The following is a 21800-nucleotide window of genomic DNA, read 5'->3' as shown; positions in this document are numbered from 1 at the left end:
AGGCAAGGAGGCCTTCACTGACCGGACTCGCGCTCCGCCACAGCCGGAACCCAGCAGGCACCTAAAACACGGCTCTAACCCGAATCGCCACTCCCAAACGCGACCAGCGAAAGCGCGGCACTCCCTTCGAAAAGCGCCCGCGAACGGGCCGTGATGCCGTCGTCCCGGACGGCGAGCGCGGAAGCGACGTCCTCCAGCCGCCGCGAACGCCGCAACTCCGGTATCAGCGCGCGCAGTGGTTCGACGCGGTATCCGGCCAGCCGCAGCTGGTGCACGATCCGCGCGTCCCGCACCTGGGACGGCGTGTACCGTCGCGTCCCCCGCTGATCGCGGCCGGGGACCACGAGCCGTTCCGCGTCCCAGTGCCGCAGTGTCGACGGACGCACGCCGAGCGCCGACGCGAGTTCGGAAACGCTCATCGAGTCCGAGCCGCGCACGTCGTCGATCGGTTCGCCGGAGATCACCCGGACGGCTTCCCTCGCCTCCCTGAGGTCCGCCCGCTCGGCGTCCAGCCCGGCGTGCGCCGCGTCGAGCAGCGCGAGCACCTCGGGGAGCGGGCCCTGGTGCAGGGTCCGGACGATCTTCTTCGCCTCGACCGGCCCCACGGCGGCGGCCAGCGCGCGGTAGGCCAGCGCGGACCGGAGGTGGATCTCCTCGTAGTTCCGGTAGCCCGACGCCGTCCGCGTCGCCGCCGGGAGGACGCCATCGCGTTCGAGGTTGCGCACCTGCTGGACCGAGCAGCCCGCCCGGCGCGCGATCTCCGCGGTTTTGAGACTTGCCACCGTCACTCCATCGAAAAAGTCCTCGAACCCTCCACAAGCACTTTAATGCGACGCTTGAGCACATGACCATCGAAGAGATCATCGAACTCGTCTCGGGCCGCGACGGCGTCCTGGTTCTCACGCCTTCGGAAGGCGACGGCCGGCCGGAGCTCAGCTGGGGCGACGCGTTCTTCTACTACTCCCCCGACGGCGTCGTCCCGACGACCGTCCAGCCCTTCGCGACGGTCGTGACCAAGAACTACCCCGGCGACGAGTCCTCGCGCCTGGACCGGCCGGACACGTTCCGCGTCAACATCCACGCCGGGAAGGAGGAGTTCACCGAGCGGCTCGGGCGAACACCCCGGGAAGCGGCCCGAACCGACGTCGATCCCGGCGTCGAGGACACCTTGATCGCCCACCCCGTGTACGGCACCGCGGGCTGGCTGGCGATCGTGAATCCAGCGTCGAACACCGAAGCGGCCGTCCGTGAACTGCTCGACACGGCGTACCGGCTGGACCGCGCACGTTACGAACGGCGGGCAGGCTCCTCACGCGATTAGAGGACTGAACGCGTGAAGTCCTGCGACTTGTATCGTGGGGCGAGTGGGCCGAAACCTTCGAACCGGCGGACGGCTCAGGCCGGTCGATCTGGCGCGCGAGCACGGTCTGTCCACACAGGCCGTCCGCAACTACGAGGCGGACGGCATCCTCCCCGCGGCCGAACGCGGCCCCCACGGCTATCGCACCTATACCCCGCTGCACGCGCAGGCCCTGCGCGCCTTCCTGGCGCTGGTGCCCGGACACGGCCACGCGACAGCGGCGGCGATCATGGAGGCGGTCAACCGGGGCGCGATCGAGGAGGCGCTGCGGCTCATCGACGAGAGCCACGCGCAGCTGCTCGAAGACCGCCGCACCCTCCAGGTCGTCACGGCCGCGCTCCGCGATCTCGAACCCGTGCCGCAGGAACGGGGCGGGACGTTCGTCGGCCCGCTGTCCCGGAAACTCGGCGTCCGGCCCGCCACCCTGCGCACCTGGGAGCGCGCCGGTCTGCTCCGGCCCGAACGTGATCCGCGGACGGGTTATCGCGTCTACAGCGCGGCCGACGTCCGCGACGCCAAGCTGACCCATCAGCTCCGGCGGGGCGGCTATCGCCTGGAGCGGATCGCGCCGCTGATCGAGCAGGTCCGGTCGGCGGGCGGTGTCGTCCCGCTCGAATCGACGCTGCGGGACTGGCACTCCCGGCTCTCGGCCCGGGGCCGCGCCCTGCTCTCCGGCGCGGCCGCGCTTGATGCCTATCTCAGCGACGCGACCACTGACACCATTGAGACAATGACACTTCCGCGCAATTGAATGCGCAGTCTTTTCGCGTTTTCCGCATACGAAAGTAGGACCGTGATCGCGGAACCTACTTTTGGCGCTACGGCGGGATAGACGGGCGCTCGTAATGTGCGTCACGTCGAGATGAACCGCCCGGTCCCTGCCATTTTCACCTATTTCCGGCGGTTCGTCGTTCCCTCTTATCGAAGGAAACGCGCATGCGTATTCGCGGACCCGTCATGCTCACCCTGCTGAGTGTCTGCGCCGGAATAGGCGCGCTCGCCGTTCCGGCGACCGCCGCTCAGGCCAGTTCCTACGACCAGACGATGCTGGAAACCCTCGCCGCCCAGCTCCGGGTCAGCCCGCTCCAGGCCGCACAGAAGCTGGACCACGAGAAGAACCTGATCTCGTCGCTGGAAAGCATCAGAACACGTGGCCTGCACACCGACGGCGCGTACTTCGACGACGCCGGCGCCCTCGTGGTGAACGCCGCCGACGCCGGATCCGCCCAGGCCCTCCGGTCGGCCGGGATGACGCCGCGTCTCGGCGCCCGCGGCGAGAACGCGCTGAACGCCCTGTCCGGCACCGTCGGCAAGGTGATCGGCAGCGACGTCGGCCAGGTCCAGTCGTGGGGCCCGGAACTCGCGGCCGACCAGGTCGTCGTCACCGTGCAGCCGGGTGCCGCCGACACCCTCGTCCGGCGGCTTTCGGCTCTGCCCGGCGTCACCGTCCGGACCGGCGTCGCCAACGGCAACACCACGCAGGCCGACGTCATCCCCGGCCAGATCATGGACCTCGACCCCGGCACCAACTGCTCGCTCGGCTTCCCCGGCACCACCAGCGACGGCGACAACGTGCTGCTCACCGCCGGGCACTGCGTCGAGGGCAACCCGGACATCCTGAACCGCAACGGTGTCCACATCGGACGCGGTGTCGCCACCGAGTTCCCGTCGGTCGACATGGGCCTGATGGACATCGACGACGAGGACACCGGCCGCGGCTACGTGGACACCCGCAAGGGCACCACGGTGCGGATCACCGGCAGCTCGAAGGCGCCGGTCGGCACCACGCTGTGCAAGGCGGGCAACACCACCGGCTGGACCTGCGGCAAGATCACCGCTTACAACCAGACCGTGCGCTACAGCGGGGAAAGCGTCGCCACCACGGGGCTGGCCAAGTCGACCGTCTGCACCGAGGGCGGGGACAGCGGCGGTGCCTACATCGCGGGCAACACCGCGCAGGGCATGACCTCCGGCGGCCCCGACGACGGGCACGACTGCGGCTGGAACCAGGGCTCCAACGCGACCGGCTCGTACTCCTACTACCAGCCCGTCGTGGACGCGGCGAACAACTACGGGGTCACCCTGACCCGGTCCTGACACAGATGAGCGCGTGATGGCGGGGAGCTTTCGTTCCCCGCCATCACGCGTATCTCTCGAGATGCGAGGCGCGGATGCTCGCAGTTCTGGAGAGTGTCGCGATGACGGAAGCGGAGTTGCGAAAGCCACTTTCGCAACGTTGAAGGTTGCGAAAGTGGCTTTCACAACTCCGCCCATCGGAACGGCGCGTCCTTCTCAGGCGCTCAGGATCTGCTCGCGCAGGATGTCCGCGTGGCCGCCGTGCTGCGCCAGCTCGCGCAGCATGTGCAGGTACACCCAGCGCAACGGGAGCGGGCCGCGCCGGTTCCCGTGAAGCAGGTCGTCCAACCCCAGCTTCGACGCCGCCTTCCGTGACGCCTCGCAAGCCTCGCGATGTGCCTGCAGCACGCTCGCGATCGTGTCCCCGTCGTCGAGGATGAACGATTCGTCCGGCGTGTCGGGAATCCCGATCTCGGCACGCGGGCGGCAGGTGACGGCTTCGTCGAACCAGACCTTCTCCACGAAGGTCACGTGCTTCACGAGACCGAGCAGCGTCGTGCGGGAGGGAACGAGCGACCGGCGCGCCTGCTCCTCGGTCAGCCCTTCCAGGCATTCCGCCAGCACCCGGCGATGCTCGTCGAGGAACACCTCGAACTGTTCACGGAAGGGATGGTTGAGGACGTCCAAAGTGGGCATGGAAGGTGAGGACACGAGCGAAGCATGGCAAAGGTCGTCGATCACGGGCAACCTACTTCAGGAACCCGACCAGCTCGGCGCTCACGAACTCCGGATTCTCCTCGGCGAGCCAATGTCCGGCCCGGGGCACTTCGACGGCGCGGGCGAGGTCGGCGACGCGGGGAGCCAGCGTGGCCTTCTGCGGTTCGAGGAGTCCTTCGGCGGTCATCAGCAGGGTGGGCGTGGTGATGGGTTTCGCGCCGACGTTCGCGGCCGCGTCCTGGCCGAGCGTCCGGTAGAGCTCGAAACCGCCGTGCAGGACCTCGGGCCTGGTATAGGTCCGGGCGTACTCGTCGATCTCGGCGTCGTCGAACGGCGACGGCGCCCCGGGCCCGCCGAAAGCCGTTCCCGAGTAGGCGACCTGGGGATAGAACAGGGAAAGATACTCGCGGACGTCGTCACCGACGACGGCTTCGGGCACCGTCTTCTGCGAGTGGAAGGCGATGTGCCAGCTCAGGTTCCGGTAGGCCGCCCCGTCGAGCGCGGGGCCAGGTAGCGGCAGGTCGAGATAGGCGAGCTTCGTGAGATCGGCGGGGAACTGCGCGGCGTACTGGAAAGCGACCGCCGCACCGAGGTCGTGTCCGGCGATCCGGACGTCGCGCAGGCCCAGCTTTCCGGCGACGAGTCCGTGCACGTAGCGGGCGAGGGTCGCCTTGTCGTAGCCGGGCGGCGCACCGGTGCTGTCGCCGAGGCCGGGAAGGTCGAGCGCGTACAACGTGAAGTGCTCGGCCAGCGCGGGCATGACGCGGTGCCAGCCGTACCAGGTCTGGGGCCAGCCGTGCAGCAGGACGAGCGGGGCTCCCTTCCCGCCGGTGACGTAGTGCATCTTCACGCCGTCGACGTCGGCGAACTCGTGCCGGAACCGCTGCGCGAAAGCCGTGTCGCCGCGGGTGACGGTGTCGTAGGACGGGGCGGCCGTCGGCGAAGCGCAAGCCGTCAGCAGGGCGAGGGCCGCGACGAACGCGGCTGCTCGGTGGAGCATGGAAGTCTCCGTTTCAGCGCCCGGTGGCGCCGTCGATCAGTTCGCGCAGGATGTCGGCGTGTCCCGCGTGCCGTGCGGTTTCCTCGATCAGATGAGCCAGCGTCCAGCGCCGTGATCCCCGGCGAGGCCCCTTCGCGGCGAGGTCGTCCCAGGACGCGATTTCGTCGTTCGCCTCGGCGATGGTTTCCCGGTAGGCGGCGAGGATCGACGCCGTCGTGTCTTCGGGGGCCGGGTGGAACGTCGCCTTCCAGTCGGCGACGTGGTGACCGAGCAGCCAGTGCCGTTCCACCTGGGTCAGGTGCTTGACCAGGCCCAGCAGGTTCGTGCCGGAGGGCACTCCCGGAGCCCGTGCCAGGTCTCCCGGCACCCCTTCGGCCTTGGCGACGACGGCGGCGCGCAGGTAGTCGAGAAACCCGGCGAGCACGTCCTTCTCACCCGGTCCGGTGGACGGAGGCCCGGCATCCCGTTTCCGGCTCATCGCCCCGTCCGTCCGAGAACCAGGATGTGGTCGACGACGGTCGCGGTCTGCCCCGAGGGACCGGTGGCCCGCCGTTCGGCGGCGTCCGCGCGGTCGATCGACCATTCCGTCCGGTCGAGCGCCAGCTCGGCGGCCACTTCGAGCGGGGTGGGGTACCGCGCGTCCTGATCCCACGACCAGGGCGCGGCGGAGCCGTGATCGACGATCACCAGCCGTCCGCCCGGCTTCACCGCGTTCGCGGCGGTCCGCAGCACGCGGACCCGGTCCAGCGCGAACGGTGTGTGGAAGTACAGCGCGGACACCAGATCGAAAGTGCCGCCCGGGAAGTCTTCGGCCAGGTCGACGCGGAGCGCCTTGATCGGCTCACCGCGTCCCTGCAGCGAGCGCACGGCAGCGCCGGAGATGTCGACAGCGGTCACCCGCCAGCCCCGGGCGGCCAGCCACAACGCGTCTCCCCCGCCACCACAGCCGAGGTCGAGCGCGGTGCCCGGGGTCAGCGGGCCGGCGATCTCGGCCAGTCTCGTGTTCACCTTCGGCGGTCCGGCGGAGCGCCGTTCGTGGAGTCCGTCCCAGAATTCGGTCGCGTTCATGGGCACCACCTTCGCCTCGGGCGGCACGAATTGGCACGAAAACTTGCCGACCTGGCAAGATCGACGGCATGGACGAGACGGACGAGGTGCTGGACGCGGTGGGCCCCCGGTTGCGCGCGCTGCGCAAACACCGGGGCCTGACCTTGGCCGAGGTGTCGACGACGACCGGGATCTCGGAAAGCACCTTGTCACGGCTGGAAAGCGGCGGGCGGCGGCCCACCCTGGAACTGCTGCTGCCGCTGGCCCGCGTGCACGGCGTGCCCCTGGACGATCTCGTCGGCGCGCCCCGCACCGGAGACCCGCGGATCCATTTGCGGCCGATTCACCGCCACGGCATGACCTTCCTGCCGCTCACCCGGCGCGCCGGGGGTGTCCAGGCGTTCAAAATGCTGATCCCGAGCCGTGACGAACCGGCGGAACCCACGCCGCAGACCCATGGCGGCTACGAGTGGGTGTATGTCCTCAATGGACGGCTGAGGCTCGTGGTCGGCGACCGGGACATGGTCCTGCCGCCCGGCGAGGCCGCCGAATTCGACACCGCGCTGCCGCACTGGCTCGGCTCGGCCGACGGGCACGCCGTGGAGACTCTGGTCCTTTTCGGGCCGCAGGGCGAACGCGCCCACATCCGGGCGCGCCAGAGCTAGAGCCAGTCGTGTTCGCGGGCGTACCGGGCCGCCTCGTGCCGGGTCTGGGTCTGCGTCTTCTGCATCGCGTTCGAGAGGTAGTTCCGCACCGTGCCCTGCGCGAGGTGCAGCTGGCCGGCGATCTCGGCGACGGAGTAGCCCTCACCGGTCACCCGCAGCACCTCCAGCTCCCGCTCGGTGAGGGGACAGTCGTCGACGACGGCGAGTGCGGAGACGTCCGGGTCGATCCAGCGTTTGCCCTGGTGCAGGGCGGCGATGACGGACGTGATGTGCGAGGGTTCGGCCGCCTTGCTGACGAAACCCTGGACACCGAGTTTGAGGGCCTTGCGCAGCACCCCGGGTTTCGCGTGCCGGGTCAGCATGAGGATGACCTGGTTCGGCCGGGTGCGGCGGATTTCCGCGACCGCGCCGAGCCCGTCCACACCGGGCATCTCCAGGTCGATGACGAGGACGTCGGGCTCGTGCCGCAGAGTGGCCTCGACGGCCTCCTCGCCGTTCTCCGCTTCCGCCAGGACGGTGATCTCGCCCTCGAGCGGGAGCAGCGCGGCCATCGCCTTGCGGAGCAGGGCTTCGTCGTCGGCGAGCACCACCGTGGTCATCGCTTCTCCAGTACTTCGGAACGCTTGCCGGGAAAGGACGCGGCCGTCACGAACTGACCGTCCTCCTGCTTCACCGTCAGTTCGCCGCCTTCGGCGACGACGCGTTGTTCGAGCGCGGCCAGCCCGCGGAGTTCCGGCAGCGGTGCGCGCTGGGCGCCGTCGTTGACGATGCCGATGCTCCATTCCGACAGGGTGATCCGCACCCGGGTCGCCTGCGCGTGGCGCAGGATGTTGGTCGTGGTCTCGCGCAGGACCTGGCCGAGCAGCCTGCCCGCGTCCGGGTCGACGTCCGCCTCCCGGTTGACGCGCACACGGATCCCCGCGGCCTCGAAAAGGTTCCTCGCGTTCTCCAGTTCGGCGGAGAGGTTGAGCTCTCGCTGAGAATAGGCGAGTTCCTTCGTCTGGGTGATCGTGTCGCTGACCAGCGCGTGGATCTCCCCCAGCTCCTGCTTGGCCCGCTCGGCGTCGATGTCCACCAGTTTCCGCGCGAGCGCGGTCTTCAGCTTCACCACGTGCAGCGTGTGGCCCTGGATGTCGTGCAGATCGCTGGCGAACCGGACGCGTTCGCGGATCACGGCCAATTCCGCTTCCCGTTCGCGCGACTCCTCGAGTTCCTCGACGACGTCGTAGAACCGCTTGTTGGGGAACATGAGGCCGACCACGATGGCGGTGATCCCGGCGGGGACGAAGACGAACCGGATCAGCTCGCCGGAGACGTCGTCGTGGGCGACGAGCAGCCTCAGCGCGCCCACCCCCGCGATGTAGGTGGGGAGCGCGAAAGCGGCCGCGACCCGGTGCCGGGGCAGCTGGGGAATGACGAAGGAACCCACGAGGAGGATTCCGAAGAACGCCGAGCCGCCGCCGATCAGCAGCACGGAAAACGGCCACACGGCCGCCGTGACGGCCAGGCACGGGATCGCGACCCGCAGGACCTCACCCGACGCCCAGCGCACGAAGGCGACCCCGGCCGCCAGCACGCTCGCGCTCAGGACGACAGCGTGCCACCAGGCCCGCGCGTCCGTCACCACCACGATCACCCCGGCCACGGCGAAGAGCGGGAGGAACATGGTGAGGTTGAGCCTGCGCAGCTTTCCCCTGGCGGGCTCGGTGTCCACATCAGACATGGGACCAGTATCGGCCTTCCGCCACGGCGGGCAACAGTGACACCACGTCATGGATTCATCATGACGTGGCCGCACTGGCCGGACCGCGTCCGAGCGGCTGAGATCAAGGTATGACTTCGACACCAGTGATCGACGTTGACCGGCTGAACCTGAAGTACGGCGACTTCCACGCCGTGAAGGATCTGTCCTTCCAGGTGGGACGGGGCGAATTCTACGCCCTGCTCGGCACGAACGGGGCCGGGAAGACCTCGACCCTGGAAACCCTTGAAGGACACCGAAACCCGACGTCGGGCACGGTGCGGGTGCTCGGCAAGAGCCCGCGGGACCGCGCCGCCGTCCGGCCGAGGATGGGCATCATGTTGCAGGAGAGCGGTTTCTCACCGGATCTGACGGTGAAGGAATCGATCCACTTGATCGGGGCGCTGACGCGGCGTACGGACCGGCTCGAACGAGTGCTCGGCGTCGTGGACCTCACCCGCAAGGCCACCACGAAGGTGTCACAGCTTTCCGGTGGCGAGAAACGGCGGCTCGACTTCGCGACCGCGGTGTACGGCTCGCCGGAACTGGTTTTCCTCGACGAGCCGACGACCGGTCTGGACATCCAATCGCGGGACGCGCTGTGGGACGCCGTCGACAAAATGCGCGAGGACGGTTCGACCATCGTGCTCACCACGCACTACCTGGAGGAGGCGCAGCAGCGCGCCGACCGCATCGGCCTGATGCACCGGGGGACCTTCCACCAGGAGGGCACGGTCTCCGAACTGACGCGGACGCTGCCCGCCGTGATCCGGTTCACCCTTCCGGCGTCGGCTCCGGCACTGCCGTTGCAGGGCAGGCGTGCACACGACGGCAAGTTCGTCATCGAGACCTTCGGCTTGCAGAAGGACCTGCACACCCTGCTGCGGTGGGCGCGGGACAACGCGATCGAACTGCTGGACCTCGAAGCGGGCCCGACCCGGCTCGACGACGTGTTCCGCGCCATCGACAACGACTAGACCACTCCACAAAGGACTTCCGACATGCTTTCGATAGCCCGTAGCGAGCTGATCCAGATCTTCCGGAACCGCTCGGTCCTGATCACCAGTTTCGTGATGCCCCTCGCCATCTCCGCGTTCTTCGTCTATCAGCACGAACTCTTCGAGAAGATCGGCAGTCTCGGCTACGTCGCGGCGATCGTGATGTTCACCGTGTGCGCCTTCGGTCTCTACACCAGCGCCGTGACCACGCTGGCCTCGCGGCGGCAGAACCTGTTCCTCAAGCGGCTGCGCTCCACCGCGGCCGGCGACTCGTCCATCCTGATCGGGCTCGTGCTGCCGGTCACCGTCATCTCACTCGTCCAGGTGACCGTGATCATGATCGTGCTGGGGGTGGTCGCCGGAACACCCGCCAACGTCGCCTTGCTGGTGGTGGCGGTGCTCGCCACCGTCGCCATGATGATCGGCCTCGGCCTCGCCACCGCGGGCCTGACCAACTCACCCGAGCACGCCCAGGTCACCACCCTGCCGGTCAGCCTCGGCGTCATCGCCGTGGCCTCGTGGGTCGGCCTCTCCGGCACCGACGACCTGACCCTGGTCAAGCGGCTGCTGCCCGGTGGCTCGGCCACCGAACTCGCCGTCAACGCCTGGAACGGCGGCGTCGCCATCGGCGATTCGCTGCTCCTGCTCGCGCCGACGCTGGCCTGGGTCGTCGTCGCCGTCGTGCTGGCTTCGCGGCTCTTCCGCTGGGAACCGCGCCGATGACCGTCCGAAATGGAGGAAAGCTCATGCGCAAAGCCCTTCTTCCCGTTCTCGCGGCCGCCTTGGTGACCGCGGCGACCCCGGCGGTCGCGTCGGCGGCGCCCCCGCCGAAATGGGGTCCGTGCCCGGAGGAGGCGGCCGGTCTCGGACTGGAGTGCGGCACCCTCGACGTCCCGCTGGACTACCGCGACCCCGGCGGGAAGACCATCGAGATCGCGATCTCGCGGCTGGCGAGCGCCAAACCGGAGAAGCGCCGCGGCGTGCTGCTGACCAACACCGGCGGCCCCGGCGGCGAAGGGCTGGCCTATCCGGACACCCTCAGGAAGCTGAAGATCCCGCAAGAGGTGCTCGACAGCTACGACGTGATCGGGATGGACCCGCGAGGCGTCCACAACAGCACCCCGGTGACCTGCGGGCTGAGCCTCCTGGACCATCCGACCAACATCCCGCTGTACGCCAGGAACTCCGCCGACGTCACGACCGAGGCCCAGCGGGTCGCCGGGGTCGCCGCGAAATGCGGCTCGTCGGCCACCGCGTCGCTCTTGCCGTACATGACCACCGCCAACACCGCGCGCGACATGGACCGGGTCCGCGAGGCGCTGGGCGAGCGGAAGGTGAACTACTTCGGCATCTCCTACGGCACCTACCTCGGCTCGGTGTACACCTCGTTGTTCCCCGAGCGCAGCGACCGGTTCCTGATCGACAGCGCGACCGGCCCCGGCGGCTGGGACGCCGACTTCGCGCGGATGTTCGGACAGGGTGTCGAGGACCGCTTCCCGGACTTCGCGAAATTCGCCGCCTCGAAGCCCGAGTACGGCCTGGGCCGGACACCGGCACAGGTGACCGCGAAGTACTTCGAGCTCGCCGCGCGGCTGGACCGGAAACCGAGCCCGGACGGCTATGACGGCAAGGCGTTCCGGCACGTCACGTTCGCCGATCTCTACTACGACAAGAACCTGCCGAAGCTGGCCGAGACCTGGCGCGCGCTCGACACCGGGAAACCGGTGCCGGCGCCCGCCCCCGGAGGATCGCCCGCCGGCGCCGCGTACCCGTCCGACAACTACATCGCGAGTCAGCTGCACGTGATCTGCAACGACTCCGACTGGCCCGAGAACGTCGGGAACTACCGGCGCAACGTGGCGATCGACCGGTTCCGGCACCCGATGTTCGGCGCGGCGGCCGCGAACGTCACGCCTTGCGCGTTCTGGCCGTCCGAACCGATCGAACCGCCGGTGAAGATCACCGGCCACGGCCCGTCGAACGTGCTGATCGTGCAGAACCTCCGCGATCCGGCCACGCCGCTGGCAGGCGCCCGGAAGCTGCGCGAGGCCTTCGGGGACCGCGCCAGGATGGTCACGGTCGATCAAGGCGGGCATCTGGCGTACCTGTTCAAGGACAACGAATGCGCCAACGACCTCGCGACGAGGTTCCTGGTCACCGGCTCGCGGCCGCCGGGCGACCTTGCCTGCGGGGCGCAGGGCTCGTGACGGGTTCGCCGGAGGGCTTCTTCGGGGCCTTCCGGCGCTCCAGCACGAAGTCCGCGAGCACCAGCAGAAGCAACGGGCCGCCCCAGGCGCCGATGCTCACGGCGCTGTACTTCATGAGCGCCTCGCTGCCGCCGAAGGTGGTGTCGATCTGCGGGGTCAGCACGATCGTGGCCACGATGTTGATCACCCGGCTCAGCACGATCGACATCGAAAGCGCGAAGCTGCGGGACATCCATCGCCGATGGTCGGCGAACCGGCGCTGACGCGCCATCCGCAGCCCGATGACCGTGACCGCGATCCACAGCACCGAGCCCACCAGGTTGGCCACCCGCACCGAGGGCCCCGCGGCCGTGTGCCAGCCGATGTACAGCCCCACCAGCCCGGCGGGAAGGGCTCCGGCGAAGACGTAGATCCGCCCGGTGATCCGGTGCCCGCGCCGGTACTTGGCCCGGAACGCGGGCCAGACCTGGAAACAGGCGGTGACCATGGCGACCGTGCCGAAGAGGACGTGCGCGACGAGCAGCGGGTAGTAGAAGTCGTTGCCCGGCGGCGGTTCGAGGCGCGATTCGGCCGGGTCGAAGGTCAGGTACGGCGGGACGGCGAAGGCCAGGAAAGCGCCCGCCACCAGCATCAACGGCACGATCCAGGGGCGCCGCCACCAGCGGGGCGCGTTCGACGAGGTCATGGTGATCCGTTCGGGAGAAGACGATCAGAAACTATGTACACCATACACATGAATGTATGGCATACAGAGTTTTAGGATGGACGGATGGCGACACGTGACGGCAAGGGCCCGGATCTCCAGCGCAGCCTCGCGCTGTTGTGGGCGGGACGCACCCCCGGCAGGCGCGGGCCGCGGGCCCGGCTCTCCGTGGAACACATCGCCCAGGCCGCGATCCAAGTCGCGGACACCGACGGCCTGGACGCGCTCTCCATGCAGCGGGTCGCCAGCGAACTCGGCTACTCGACGATGTCGATCTACAACCACATCGCGAGCAAGGACCTGCTCCTGGAGGTGATGGCCGACGTCGCGGCCGCGAAGCCACCCGAACTCGACGACGCGACGGACTTCCGTGACGCCGTCCATCGGTGGGTCGGGGCGCTCTGGGCAGGCTTCCGGACGCATCCCTGGCTGCTGCGTGTCCCGCTCGACCACTCCCCGATCGGCCCCAACCACCTCGCCTGGCTGGACCGCCTGCTCCGGCCCCTGCTCAAAGCCGGGCTCGCCCCCGCCGAGGCGAGGGCCGCCGCCCTGCACCTGACCGCCGTCGTCCGCGGCACCGCGCAGATCAGCCTGGACATGAACAGCGCGCACAAGACCAAAGGCGGGCTCCCGCACACCGAAACGGAACTGTCGCTGGCGCTGAACGACCTCATCGACCCCGTCGGTTACCCCGCGCTGGCGGCCGTCCACGCGGCGGAAGCCACTGTCCCTTCAGGACACGACGCCGCCGACGACGGGGCGCTGCCCGCGGAACTCGCCTTCGGGGTGGACCGGTTCCTGGACGGCATCGACGCTTGGGCGAGCGGCGATTAGAGCCGATCGCGTCTCAGGTGCAGCCGAGCCCGTCGCGTGTCGTCCGTCCAGTCACGTGTGTCGTCCGTCTGAGCACGGGTGTCGTCCACCCAGTCGCGCGAAAGCACTGTCGTGAGTGGCGAGGACGACTATTGGGCGATAAGCAAATATGGCATGGTCGATCCTGCCGCGCAGGTCCTCTTCGCCGCCCGGGGACATGGTTCCGGACTGGACGGCGACCAGGCGCGCCCCGAGTGTCAACATGGGACGATCGAGTGTCCGATTTACGGCCATATGAGGTTTTCCGCGGGGGGTCGTGAGTGATAATGAGGGTTAGAACCCTCTTTATCACTCACGACCCCTTCACAAGACCGCGCGAAGTGACCAAAACGGGCGTTTAACCTGGAACGAGTGTCCTGTGTGGACCGTTGAGGTCACGACCGGCTCCCGCGGGCCAGTTCAGTCCGTGTCGCGAAGGTCAGCTCGGCAGGAGACTCGATCACGCCATATTCACCTTGCCTCTCAATAGAACCGTCCTTACCACTCACGAGCAAAACGCCCCGGACCGGAACCCTGAAGGCGGTTCCGGCCCGGGGCGACCCCCAGCGCACCGAAGATCAGCGGTCACGCTCCTTCGCGAACAAGGACTTCGACCACAGGTACCCGACGGTCGCGAGCACGACGCACCACCCCACCGCGAACCAGCCGCTGTCGCCGATCGGGGTGCCGAGCAGCAGTCCCCGGATGGTCTCGATGACCGGCGTGAACGGCTGGTAGTCGGCGAACCAGCGCAGCCAGGCGGGCATGGAGTCGGTGGGCACGAACCCGCTGCCGAGGAAGGGCAGCAGCATGAAGATCATGGGCGTGTTGCTGGCCGTCTCCACACTCTTGGCCGCCAGGCCGAGCGCCATCGAAAGCCAGGTGAGCGCGATGGTCAGCAGCAACAGCACGCCGACGACGGCGAACCACTCGCCGACGCCCGCCGTCGGCGAGAAGCCGACGAGCAGCGTGACCCCGAAGACGACGGCGAGGGCGAACGCCGTCTGGATGAACGCGCCGATGACGTGCCCGGTCAGGACCGAGGCCTTGCTGATCGCCATCGTGCGGAACCGGGCGATGATGCCCTCGGTCATGTCCGTCGCGACGGAGATCGCGGTGCCGAGCGCGGCACTGCACACGGTCACGAGCAGGATGGCGGGCGTCACGTAGCCGACGTACTCGGCTCTGCCTCCCCCGCCGCCGAGGCCGTTTCCGAGCGTGCCGCCGAAGACGTAGACGAACAGCAGCAGGAACACGATCGGCTGGCCGATCAGCATGATGGTGAGCGACGGATACCGTTGCATGTGCCGGATGTTGCGGCGCAGCATGGTCGCCGAGTCACGCATCGAGAGGGACAGGGTGGTCATCGGGCCATCTCCTTGGTCGCTTCGGTCCGGTGACCGGTCAGGCTGAGGAACACGTCGTCGAGGTCCGGGGTGTGCACGGTGAGGCTGTCGACGGCGACGGCCTCGGCGTCGAGCCGGTCCAGCACCGCGCGGAGAGCGGTGAGGGTGCCGTCGGTCGGCACGCGGATCACCAGCGCCTCTTCGTCCGAAGTGGACACTCGAAGCGCGCGGGTCGCGTCGCTCAGCGCGGCGGCGTCGGGGAACTTCAGTTGCAGGTGGCCGCCGGGCACACGCCGCTTCAGTTCGTCGGGCGTGCCCAGCGCGACGATCCGGCCACCGTCGAGGACGGCGACGCGGTCGGCGAGCTGATCCGCCTCCTCCAGGTACTGCGTGGTGAGGAAGATCGTCACGCCGCCCTCGACGAGGTCCCGGATGATCTCCCACATCGTGCGGCGGCTTCGCGGGTCGAGACCGGTGGTCGGCTCGTCGAGGAAGATGACCTCCGGGTCGCCGATCAGGGTCATCGCCAGATCGAGTTTGCGGCGCATGCCACCCGAAAACGTGGCAGGCGTCTTCTTCGCGGCGTCGTTCAGTTCGAACCGCTCCAGGAGTTCGGCGGCGCGCTTCCGCCCCGCGCGGCGCGGCAGATGGTGAAGGTCCGCCATGAGGAACAGGTTCTCCTCACCGGTGAGGAGGTTGTCGACCGCGGAGAACTGGCCGGTGACGCCGATGGCGGCACGGACGCCGTCCGGATTGGTGGCCAGGTCGGCGCCGGCGACGGTCGCGCCACCCGCGTCCGGACCGACCAGAGTGGACAGGATGTTGACCGTGGTGGTCTTGCCCGCGCCGTTCGGCCCGAGCAGCGAGAAGACGGTGCCTGCCGGAACGTGCAGGTCGATGCCGTCCAAGACGACCTTGTCGCCGTAGGACTTGCGCAGTCCGGTCGCGGAGATGGCCGGGTGTCTCATGTGGATCCCCTTGGAATGTAAGGACTCGCGGGTCAGGAGCGGTGAACGATGATGTCGCCGACGGAGGTACCGGCGTGGACTTCGAGCTTGTCGGTCGTGGCGCCGGGCGCGGTGGCGGCGGTCATGTCGTTGATGACGCGGCCGAAGCTGGTGTTCACGTCGAGCCAGGCCGCGGTGCCCTCGCGGATGCCCACCTCGACGTTCCCCATCGACGTGTCCAGGTTGAGCTTGCCCCTGACGGCGTCGAGCACCCGGATGGAACCGTTGGCGGTCTTGGCTTCCACGCCGCTTTCGGCCTTGTCGACGGCGATGTCGCCGTTGGCCGAGCGGAGGCGGATCGCGTCCCCCGCCGTCCCGATCGTGGTGGAGCCGTTGGAGTTCTTGACCACCGCGGTGCCGGTGATCGCGCCGACCTCGACCCGGCCGGAACTGGTGCTGATGTCGGCGTTGCCTTCGACGTGCCCGACGACGATGCTCCCGGACGCGGAGTGCAGCTTCAGCTCACCGGTGTGGTCGAGCCGGATGTGCCCGGTCCCGGACTTGTAGCGGCACGAACCGATCCGCCCGGTCACCGTCAGGTCGCCGAGGCCGGTGCTCCCCTGCACCCGGGAGCCGGCGGGCAGTTCGATGGTCACGTCGATCGACCGCGTCCGCCGGGAGAAGTCGAGCAGGCGCATTTTCGGCGCGCGGACCGTCAGCGTGCCGCCGGAGAATTCGACGACGGTCCGCTTCGCGGCTTCGACGTCGGAGTCGTTGTTCTCGTCCATCGGGGAGACTTCGACGACCGTGTCGGTGCGGTCTCCGGCGACGATGCGGACGCTGCCGACGACCGGTTCGAGGTCGGCGAGAATGGGTTCGGGAGTGGCGAAAGAAGGCATGGTTGTCCCCTCGGAAGTGGTGTGATCGGTGTTTGTGCTGGTCTAGGTGGTCTAGCTGACCCAGCCGGTGTAGCGCTGGGTGCCGGGAAGACCGCCGCTCGCCGGGGCGGGCGGCGTGGCCGGTTCCGACGGTCGCAACGCGGCGGACGCGGCCCGCACGAGCCACGCGTTGACCGAACGACCTTGCGCGGCCGCGGCTTCTTCGACGCGCGCCTTGAGTTGTTCCGGCAGCCGGAAGTTGATGCGGGCCGTCGCCCCTTCCTCGTCCGGGATCGGCGGCAGTGGCGGCATCGGCGGCGCCGGAGGTTCCGGCACCGCCGCCGCGGCGGGCGCGGCCTGCTCGACCGCGGGCAGCGTGACGGCGAAGCTGGCTTCCCCGGCACGAAGCCGGACCTCGACCGAACCGGGCGCGAGGTCCCGTGTGATCTCGTCCGACGCGGCGGACAACGCGTCCAGCAGCGCGAGACGGATGGCCGACGCGAGCGGCGCGGTCAGGCGTTCGGCGAGGGCACTCGCCTCGGCTCCGCCCGCCTCGGCGGCGACGGCGAGCTCCCGGCGAACGTTGTCCACAAAGGGCGTCAAATCCATGGTGCCATCATGGCACTACGATGGCGCCAATGCAAGGCCAAAGTGGTGCCACGTGGCGCCATCATGGCGTCTTCCCAGCTCGGAGGCACTTTTTTCGGGTCGTACGGATAGCGGATGCCCAATCGGCCAGTCTCGGCTGGCGGGGGAAGCAGGACACGGCCGAACGCGTTGCCGGGGCCGTTCGCGGCGGGCGAGAATCGCCACGAGCCGCGCGGAAAAGGGAGCGACCCACCGTCAGGTGTGGGGGTCACCCAGGCGGGCCGCTACCCGGAGCCCACGGTACAAGAGGTCCGCTCGATCGTGCGGGCAACGCTTTTTGTCCTTGCGGCTCTTGACAAACCCGAGATCCACAGTGGACGGAGCGGTCCACGGCAGAAGAGGGGCACATGCAAGCAGTTCGGGTGAGCGTCTGCGCCCTGGACCCCATCACGAAGGCCGGAATGGCCGACCTCCTCGACACCCGGGCGGCCGTGCGGGTGGTCGACGGCCGGACGCGAGAAGGAACAGACGTCGTCGTCGCGGCCTTCGACCGGTTTTCGACGGAGGCGGTCACCGCGTTGCGCGCCGTCACCGCCAAGCTCGGCAAGCCGATCGTGCTGGTGACCGACCGGATCGAGGAGGGCGGGCTCGCGGCCGCGGTGGCGTGCCGGGTGGTCGCCATCCTGCCGAGGTCGGCGGCGACCGACGCGCGAGTGGCCGACAGCGTCCGCGTCGCCGCGTCGGCGGGCACGGGCCCGCCGCCCGATCTGCTCGACCGGCTGGCCGAACACGCCGAACGGCTACACCGGGAGATGCTCGCGCCGAGCGGGCCCGCCGCGGCCGCGCTCTCCTCGCGGGAGATCGACGTCCTGCGCCTGATGGCCGACGGGCTCGACACGGGTGAGATCGCCGCCGAGCTCTCCTACTCCGAGCGCACGGTGAAGAACATCATCTACTCCGTCACCGACCGGCTGCGGCTACGGAACCGTTCGCACGCGGTGGCGTACGCGATCCGTGAAGGAGTCATCTGAAGTCCGCTCGTCAGATGAGACCTTCGCGGAGCGCGTACGCCACGACGTGGGTGCGGTTGCGGAGTCCGAACCGGCTGAGCAGGCCGTGCAGGATGTTCTTCACGGTCCGGTCGGAGTACGCCACGCGCCGCGCGATTTCACCGGTGTCGAAGCCTTCCGCGAGTAGCCGGAGCACCTCGGTCTCCCGAGGCGACAAACCGCTGAGGGTCAGCTCGCGCGGCTCGAGGACTTCCTTGTGCAGCCGCGAAATCCCCCGGAGCAGACTGCCGAGCTGGTCGGCGGGCAGATCCCCCCGGCCGGCGTGGGCGTCCGCGACGGCGCGCCGCAGCCGTCCGGGCGTCGCCTCGGCGCGGGCGACGACGACGGCGAGCCCGCGTTCCACCGCGGCCCACAGTTCCGCCTGATTGGGCTGATCCGCGACCAGCACCAGCCGGGCGGACCCGGCCGGGATCCGGTGCGGCTCGCTTCCCGCCACCGCGACGAGGACGTCGGCCTGGTCCGGGTCGTCCCGCAGGGTGATGCCGGGGCCGTCGCCGAGCGCGCTGCGCAGGCCCGCCCGGACGAGCGGGTCACCGGCGTGCACGGCGACCCGGATCTCCCCGCGTTCCTGGGTCCTGGCCATCGGCCGGACCGGTGTCGTCATGGTCGTCGACATGCTTTCCAGGTAACCGGCCACGGAGAAGGCGGGACAAGCGGAAGCGGGGGGCAGCTTTTCGTCACCGGAAGCCTGCCGGTTGAATGGACGGTGGTGGAACCCGTGGAGGCGACTGAGAAGCGGTCGGTGTTCGGCAAGCTGCTGCTCGAACACCGCCGGGCCGCGGGCTGGACACAGGGGCGGCTGGCCGAAGCGTCCGGGATCAGCGTCCGCGCCCTGCGTGAGCTGGAACGCGGCCGCGCGCGAGCCGCCCAGCAGCGCTCCGCCGAAGTGCTGGCGGACGCGCTCGGCCTGACCGGCGGTGACCGCGAATTCTTCCTGACCGTCGCCAAGCAGGGACGGCGCCGGAACCCCGCGCTGGCCGCCCAGGTCGCGGCGACCTGCGCGCTGCCCGCGCCGGTGGCGGATCTGTCCGGCCGGGAAAGCGAACTGGAGCAACTGTCCGCGAAGGTCGCCGAGGGTGGCGGCGTGGTCGCGATCGTCGGGCAGGCCGGGGTCGGGAAGACCGCGCTCGCGGTGACCGCGGCGGATCGGTGGCGCCCGGACTTCCCCGACGGCGGCTACGCGGTGGACCTGCGCGGGATGGACGAGGAACCACTGAGCGCCAAGGCCGCGCTCGATCGGCTGCTGCGCGCGCTGGACGTCGCGCCGGGTCAGGTCCCCGCCTCCGAAAGCGAACGGTCGGCGTTGCTGCGGATGCTGCTCGAAGACCGGAAAGTGCTGCTGCTGCTCGACAACGCCGCCGACGAGGCGCAGGTCCGGCCGTTGCTGGTCACCGGTCCGGACAGCCTCACCCTGATCACCTGCCGTCGCACGCTCGCCGGCCTCGAAGGCGCCCGCTGGCTGGGGCTCGAACCGCTTTCGGACGGCGGCGCGACCGGCCTGCTCGCCAGGATCGCCGGCGCCGACCGGGTGCGCGCGGAACCCGCCGCCGCGCGGGAACTCGTCGAGCTGTGCGGATATCTGCCGCTCGCGGTCCGGATCGCGGGCAACCGGCTCGCCACCCGGCCGCAGTGGTCCCTGGCCCAGCTGGCCGACCGGCTGCGCGACGAAAGCACCCGGCTGCGCGCGCTCGCGGCGGGCGATCTCCAGCTGCGCTCGGCGTTCGACCTCTCGTATCGCGCGGTCTCGGCCGGGGCGCGGCGGCTGTTCCGGCGGCTGGCGACCGTGCCGGGTGCCGATTTCGGTCCCGAACTCGCGGGCGTCGTCTCCGGCGCCTCCCCCGCCGACGTCCAGGACCATCTCGACGAACTCGTCGACGCCAGCCTCCTGCAGACCACGGCCGAACCGGAACGTCACCAGTTCCACGACCTGATCCGCCTGTTCGCCGAGGAACGGTTCGAGGCGGAGGAGGATCCGGCCACGCGGGACATCGTGCTCGCCCACCTGCTCGACAAAGCGGCCGAAGCGGCGAGGCTGTTCTATCCCAAGGCGCCCGAAACAGGGCGGTTCGGCTCGCGGGACGAGAGCGCACGGTGGCTGGACGTCGAAGGCGGGAACTGGGTCGCCGCGCACCGGCTGGCGGCACGGAAGGGCCGGCACCGGGAGGTCGCCGAACTCGCCATCGCCCTGCACTGGTACTCCGACGGACGCAGCGCCCAGAAGCCGTGGCTGGAGATCTTCTCGCTCGGCGCGGCCGCGGCGAGCGCGCTGGGCGACGCCGGGAGCGAGGCGAAACTGCTCAACTTCGTCGGCTGGGCCGGCAGTGTCTGTCAGGGCGACGACAAAGGCGCCGTGGTGGCGCACCGCCGCGCGCTGGACATCGCCGTCCGGATCGGCGACCGCGTCGAACAGACCTGGGCGTCCATCTACCTCGGCCAGGTGCTGCGGTTGATCGGAGAAAGCGCCGAAGCGTTCGAGTTCGCGAAGCGCGGATACGACCTCGCGAGCGAATTGCCGTTCTGGGACGGGCAAACCACGGCGCGGAACATGTACGGGCGGGCACTGCTCAACGCCGGTCGGCACGCCGAGGCGCTCGCGGTGCACCGGGCCGTGCTCTCCGACGCCGAACGACTGGCGAGCGACACCTATCCCGGTTTCCATCAGCTGCTGAAGACCCTGACCCTGCGCGCCATCGGTGACGTGCTCGGTGCTCTCGCCGAATGGCGGGAGGCGGCGAGTCACTACCGCACCAGCCGGTGGCTCGCGTGGGAAGGCGGTTTCGACGGGCTGGAAGTGATCAGCGCGATCCGCGAGGGGCGGGCCTGGCGGGAAGCCGGCGCCCTCGACGAGGCCAGGGAATGCCTCACCTTGGCCGTGGAGCTCTCCACCGCGCCGTCGTTCACCGCGTGGCGGGAGCAGGCGCTGGCCGAGCTGGCACTGCTGCCCGGGTGAGTCACCGGTCCAGGTGGTCGTGAGTGGCGCTTCGGGTTCTCCGCGGCGATGTTCGGTTACCTGCCGGGTCCGTCACGTCGTCTGCCGCTGGACGTGGTCGGCACGGCCTTGATCAGCTCGACGCGGGGTTGTGAAAGCCACTTTCGCAACGTTGAAGGTTGTGAACGTGGCTTTCGCGTCACGGCCGCCCCGGCCCAGCGGTGCCGGTCCAGCGGTGCCGGTGGCATCAAGCGTCGCAGTGGGTCGCCTGAATGCCCCGGCTCGATCCCGACACCTCCCTCGCCAGGTCGGTCCAGGTGGTCGCGAGTGGCGATCCGGGTTCTCGGCGGCGATGTTCCCAATGTCGCATTCGAGACGCTCAGCGACACAAATGCGACATTGGGAACAGGGACCGGGAAAGTCGAGCCGGCGGATCGCGAACGCCCCTTGCGCCTGGGTCTCGGCAAAGTCGCGTAAGCGGGTGTCGTAAGTGGCGTTTCGGGTTCTGGCGGACCGTATTTACCTACCCACTGGTGTGATTGGCGGTCAAGTGAAGCCGATGCGGTCGACGGGGGAAGATTCCGGCCGTTGAGCGTCCGGAATCTTCCCCCGTCACCGGTCGCGCCTGGCACGACCTTGATCAACGGAGGATCAGGGACACTCAACGTCCCCGATC

Annotated in this window: 23 protein-coding genes; 10 read left to right on the top strand and 13 right to left on the bottom strand. The window is 69.2% G+C overall.

What is annotated here, in order from left to right:
* Positions 1-74: 74 nt before the first annotated feature.
* Complete coding sequence (locus CFP71_RS16215) at positions 75-782, bottom strand: MerR family transcriptional regulator (protein ID WP_093934707.1); 708 nt, start codon at positions 780-782, stop codon at positions 75-77.
* A 62-nt stretch (positions 783-844) separates the two neighbouring features.
* Between CFP71_RS16215 and CFP71_RS16210 the strand changes: the two genes are divergently transcribed.
* The 3 genes from CFP71_RS16210 (at position 845) to CFP71_RS16200 (ending at position 3457) form a co-directional block, all read left to right on the top strand.
* On the top strand, positions 845-1321 hold the full coding sequence (locus tag CFP71_RS16210; RefSeq protein WP_093934684.1) for a DUF6194 family protein: 477 nt from the start codon (positions 845-847) through the stop codon (positions 1319-1321).
* A 43-nt stretch (positions 1322-1364) separates the two neighbouring features.
* Positions 1365-2111, top strand: coding sequence for a TioE family transcriptional regulator (locus CFP71_RS16205; RefSeq protein ID WP_093934683.1), 747 nt, complete (start codon positions 1365-1367; stop codon positions 2109-2111).
* A gap of 185 nt (positions 2112-2296) precedes the next feature.
* Entirely contained in the window at positions 2297-3457 is a 1161-nt protein-coding gene (locus tag CFP71_RS16200; protein ID WP_093934682.1) for a S1 family peptidase, read from the top strand.
* Between the two features lie 195 nt (positions 3458-3652).
* Here the strand turns inward: CFP71_RS16200 and CFP71_RS16195 are convergent, their stop codons facing one another.
* The 4 genes from CFP71_RS16195 to CFP71_RS16180 are packed head-to-tail and all read right to left on the bottom strand — an operon-like array spanning position 3653 to position 6221.
* Positions 3653-4132 (bottom strand): DinB family protein, encoded by a 480-nt coding sequence (locus CFP71_RS16195; protein WP_093934706.1) that lies wholly within the window; start codon positions 4130-4132, stop codon positions 3653-3655.
* Between the two features lie 52 nt (positions 4133-4184).
* Positions 4185-5153 carry an alpha/beta fold hydrolase gene (locus CFP71_RS16190; protein ID WP_093934681.1) on the bottom strand — a complete coding sequence of 323 codons (969 nt, stop codon included), beginning with the start codon at positions 5151-5153 and terminating at the stop codon, positions 4185-4187.
* Positions 5154-5166: 13 nt separating this feature from the next.
* Entirely contained in the window at positions 5167-5631 is a 465-nt protein-coding gene (locus CFP71_RS16185; RefSeq protein ID WP_093934680.1) for a DinB family protein, read from the bottom strand.
* The gene (locus CFP71_RS16180; RefSeq protein WP_093934679.1) at positions 5628-6221 is read right to left on the bottom strand and encodes a class I SAM-dependent methyltransferase; all 594 of its coding nucleotides are present in this window, start codon (positions 6219-6221) and stop codon (positions 5628-5630) included. The genes CFP71_RS16185 and CFP71_RS16180 overlap by 4 nt, the downstream gene beginning before the upstream one ends.
* Positions 6222-6289: 68 nt before the next feature.
* On the opposite strand from CFP71_RS16180, the gene CFP71_RS16175 reads away from it, so the two are divergent.
* On the top strand, positions 6290-6865 hold the full coding sequence (locus tag CFP71_RS16175; RefSeq protein WP_093934678.1) for a helix-turn-helix domain-containing protein: 576 nt from the start codon (positions 6290-6292) through the stop codon (positions 6863-6865).
* Here CFP71_RS16175 and CFP71_RS16170 read toward each other — a convergent pair.
* Both CFP71_RS16170 and CFP71_RS16165 read right to left on the bottom strand, forming a co-directional pair.
* Positions 6862-7464: a response regulator transcription factor gene (locus tag CFP71_RS16170; RefSeq protein WP_005156662.1), complete on the bottom strand. Its 603-nt coding sequence runs from the start codon at positions 7462-7464 to the stop codon at positions 6862-6864. The genes CFP71_RS16175 and CFP71_RS16170 overlap by 4 nt on opposite strands.
* A complete protein-coding gene (locus tag CFP71_RS16165; protein WP_093934677.1) occupies positions 7461-8579 on the bottom strand; it encodes a sensor histidine kinase in 1119 nt (372 codons plus the stop codon). The genes CFP71_RS16170 and CFP71_RS16165 overlap by 4 nt, the downstream gene beginning before the upstream one ends.
* A gap of 119 nt (positions 8580-8698) precedes the next feature.
* Between CFP71_RS16165 and CFP71_RS16160 the strand changes: the two genes are divergently transcribed.
* The 3 genes from CFP71_RS16160 to CFP71_RS16150 are packed head-to-tail and all read left to right on the top strand — an operon-like array spanning position 8699 to position 11811.
* Positions 8699-9583, top strand: coding sequence for an ABC transporter ATP-binding protein (locus CFP71_RS16160; protein ID WP_208635968.1), 885 nt, complete (start codon positions 8699-8701; stop codon positions 9581-9583).
* 24 nt (positions 9584-9607) lie between these two features.
* Positions 9608-10327: an ABC transporter permease gene (locus CFP71_RS16155; RefSeq protein WP_093934675.1), complete on the top strand. Its 720-nt coding sequence runs from the start codon at positions 9608-9610 to the stop codon at positions 10325-10327.
* A gap of 23 nt (positions 10328-10350) precedes the next feature.
* A complete protein-coding gene (locus CFP71_RS16150; protein WP_093934674.1) occupies positions 10351-11811 on the top strand; it encodes an alpha/beta hydrolase in 1461 nt (486 codons plus the stop codon).
* On the opposite strand, the gene CFP71_RS16145 is transcribed toward CFP71_RS16150, so the two are convergent.
* Positions 11759-12496: a DUF2306 domain-containing protein gene (locus CFP71_RS16145; RefSeq protein ID WP_093934673.1), complete on the bottom strand. Its 738-nt coding sequence runs from the start codon at positions 12494-12496 to the stop codon at positions 11759-11761. The genes CFP71_RS16150 and CFP71_RS16145 overlap by 53 nt on opposite strands.
* 84 nt (positions 12497-12580) lie before the next feature.
* Here CFP71_RS16145 and CFP71_RS16140 point away from each other — a divergent pair, with 84 nt between their 5' ends.
* A complete protein-coding gene (locus CFP71_RS16140) occupies positions 12581-13348 on the top strand; it encodes a TetR/AcrR family transcriptional regulator (RefSeq protein WP_093934672.1) in 768 nt (255 codons plus the stop codon).
* 596 nt (positions 13349-13944) lie between these two features.
* Here the strand turns inward: CFP71_RS16140 and CFP71_RS16135 are convergent.
* The 4 genes from CFP71_RS16135 to CFP71_RS16120 are packed head-to-tail and all read right to left on the bottom strand — an operon-like array spanning position 13945 to position 17146.
* Complete coding sequence (locus CFP71_RS16135) at positions 13945-14733, bottom strand: ABC transporter permease (RefSeq protein ID WP_093934671.1); 789 nt, start codon at positions 14731-14733, stop codon at positions 13945-13947.
* A complete protein-coding gene (locus tag CFP71_RS16130) occupies positions 14730-15680 on the bottom strand; it encodes an ATP-binding cassette domain-containing protein (RefSeq protein ID WP_093934670.1) in 951 nt (316 codons plus the stop codon). Before CFP71_RS16130 ends, CFP71_RS16135 begins: the two co-directional genes overlap by 4 nt.
* A gap of 32 nt (positions 15681-15712) precedes the next feature.
* The gene (locus tag CFP71_RS16125) at positions 15713-16558 is read right to left on the bottom strand and encodes a DUF4097 family beta strand repeat-containing protein (protein WP_093934669.1); all 846 of its coding nucleotides are present in this window, start codon (positions 16556-16558) and stop codon (positions 15713-15715) included.
* Positions 16559-16609: 51 nt separating this feature from the next.
* Positions 16610-17146, bottom strand: coding sequence for a toxin-antitoxin system HicB family antitoxin (locus CFP71_RS16120; RefSeq protein WP_244199709.1), 537 nt, complete (start codon positions 17144-17146; stop codon positions 16610-16612).
* A gap of 440 nt (positions 17147-17586) precedes the next feature.
* Between CFP71_RS16120 and CFP71_RS16115 the strand changes: the two genes are divergently transcribed.
* Complete coding sequence (locus tag CFP71_RS16115) at positions 17587-18156, top strand: response regulator transcription factor (protein ID WP_093934667.1); 570 nt, start codon at positions 17587-17589, stop codon at positions 18154-18156.
* Between the two features lie 10 nt (positions 18157-18166).
* On the opposite strand, the gene CFP71_RS16110 is transcribed toward CFP71_RS16115, so the two are convergent.
* A complete protein-coding gene (locus tag CFP71_RS16110; RefSeq protein WP_093934705.1) occupies positions 18167-18811 on the bottom strand; it encodes a helix-turn-helix transcriptional regulator in 645 nt (214 codons plus the stop codon).
* Between the two features lie 93 nt (positions 18812-18904).
* On the opposite strand from CFP71_RS16110, the gene CFP71_RS16105 reads away from it, so the two are divergent.
* The gene (locus CFP71_RS16105; RefSeq protein ID WP_093934704.1) at positions 18905-21145 is read left to right on the top strand and encodes an ATP-binding protein; all 2241 of its coding nucleotides are present in this window, start codon (positions 18905-18907) and stop codon (positions 21143-21145) included.
* Positions 21146-21800 lie beyond the last annotated feature (655 nt).

Origin of the sequence: Amycolatopsis thailandensis (genome assembly GCF_002234405.1) — a bacterium.
GTDB lineage: Bacteria > Actinomycetota > Actinomycetes > Mycobacteriales > Pseudonocardiaceae > Amycolatopsis > Amycolatopsis thailandensis.
Note: the sequence above shows the minus strand (reverse complement) of the source record. Positions and strands in the feature narration are given on the sequence as shown.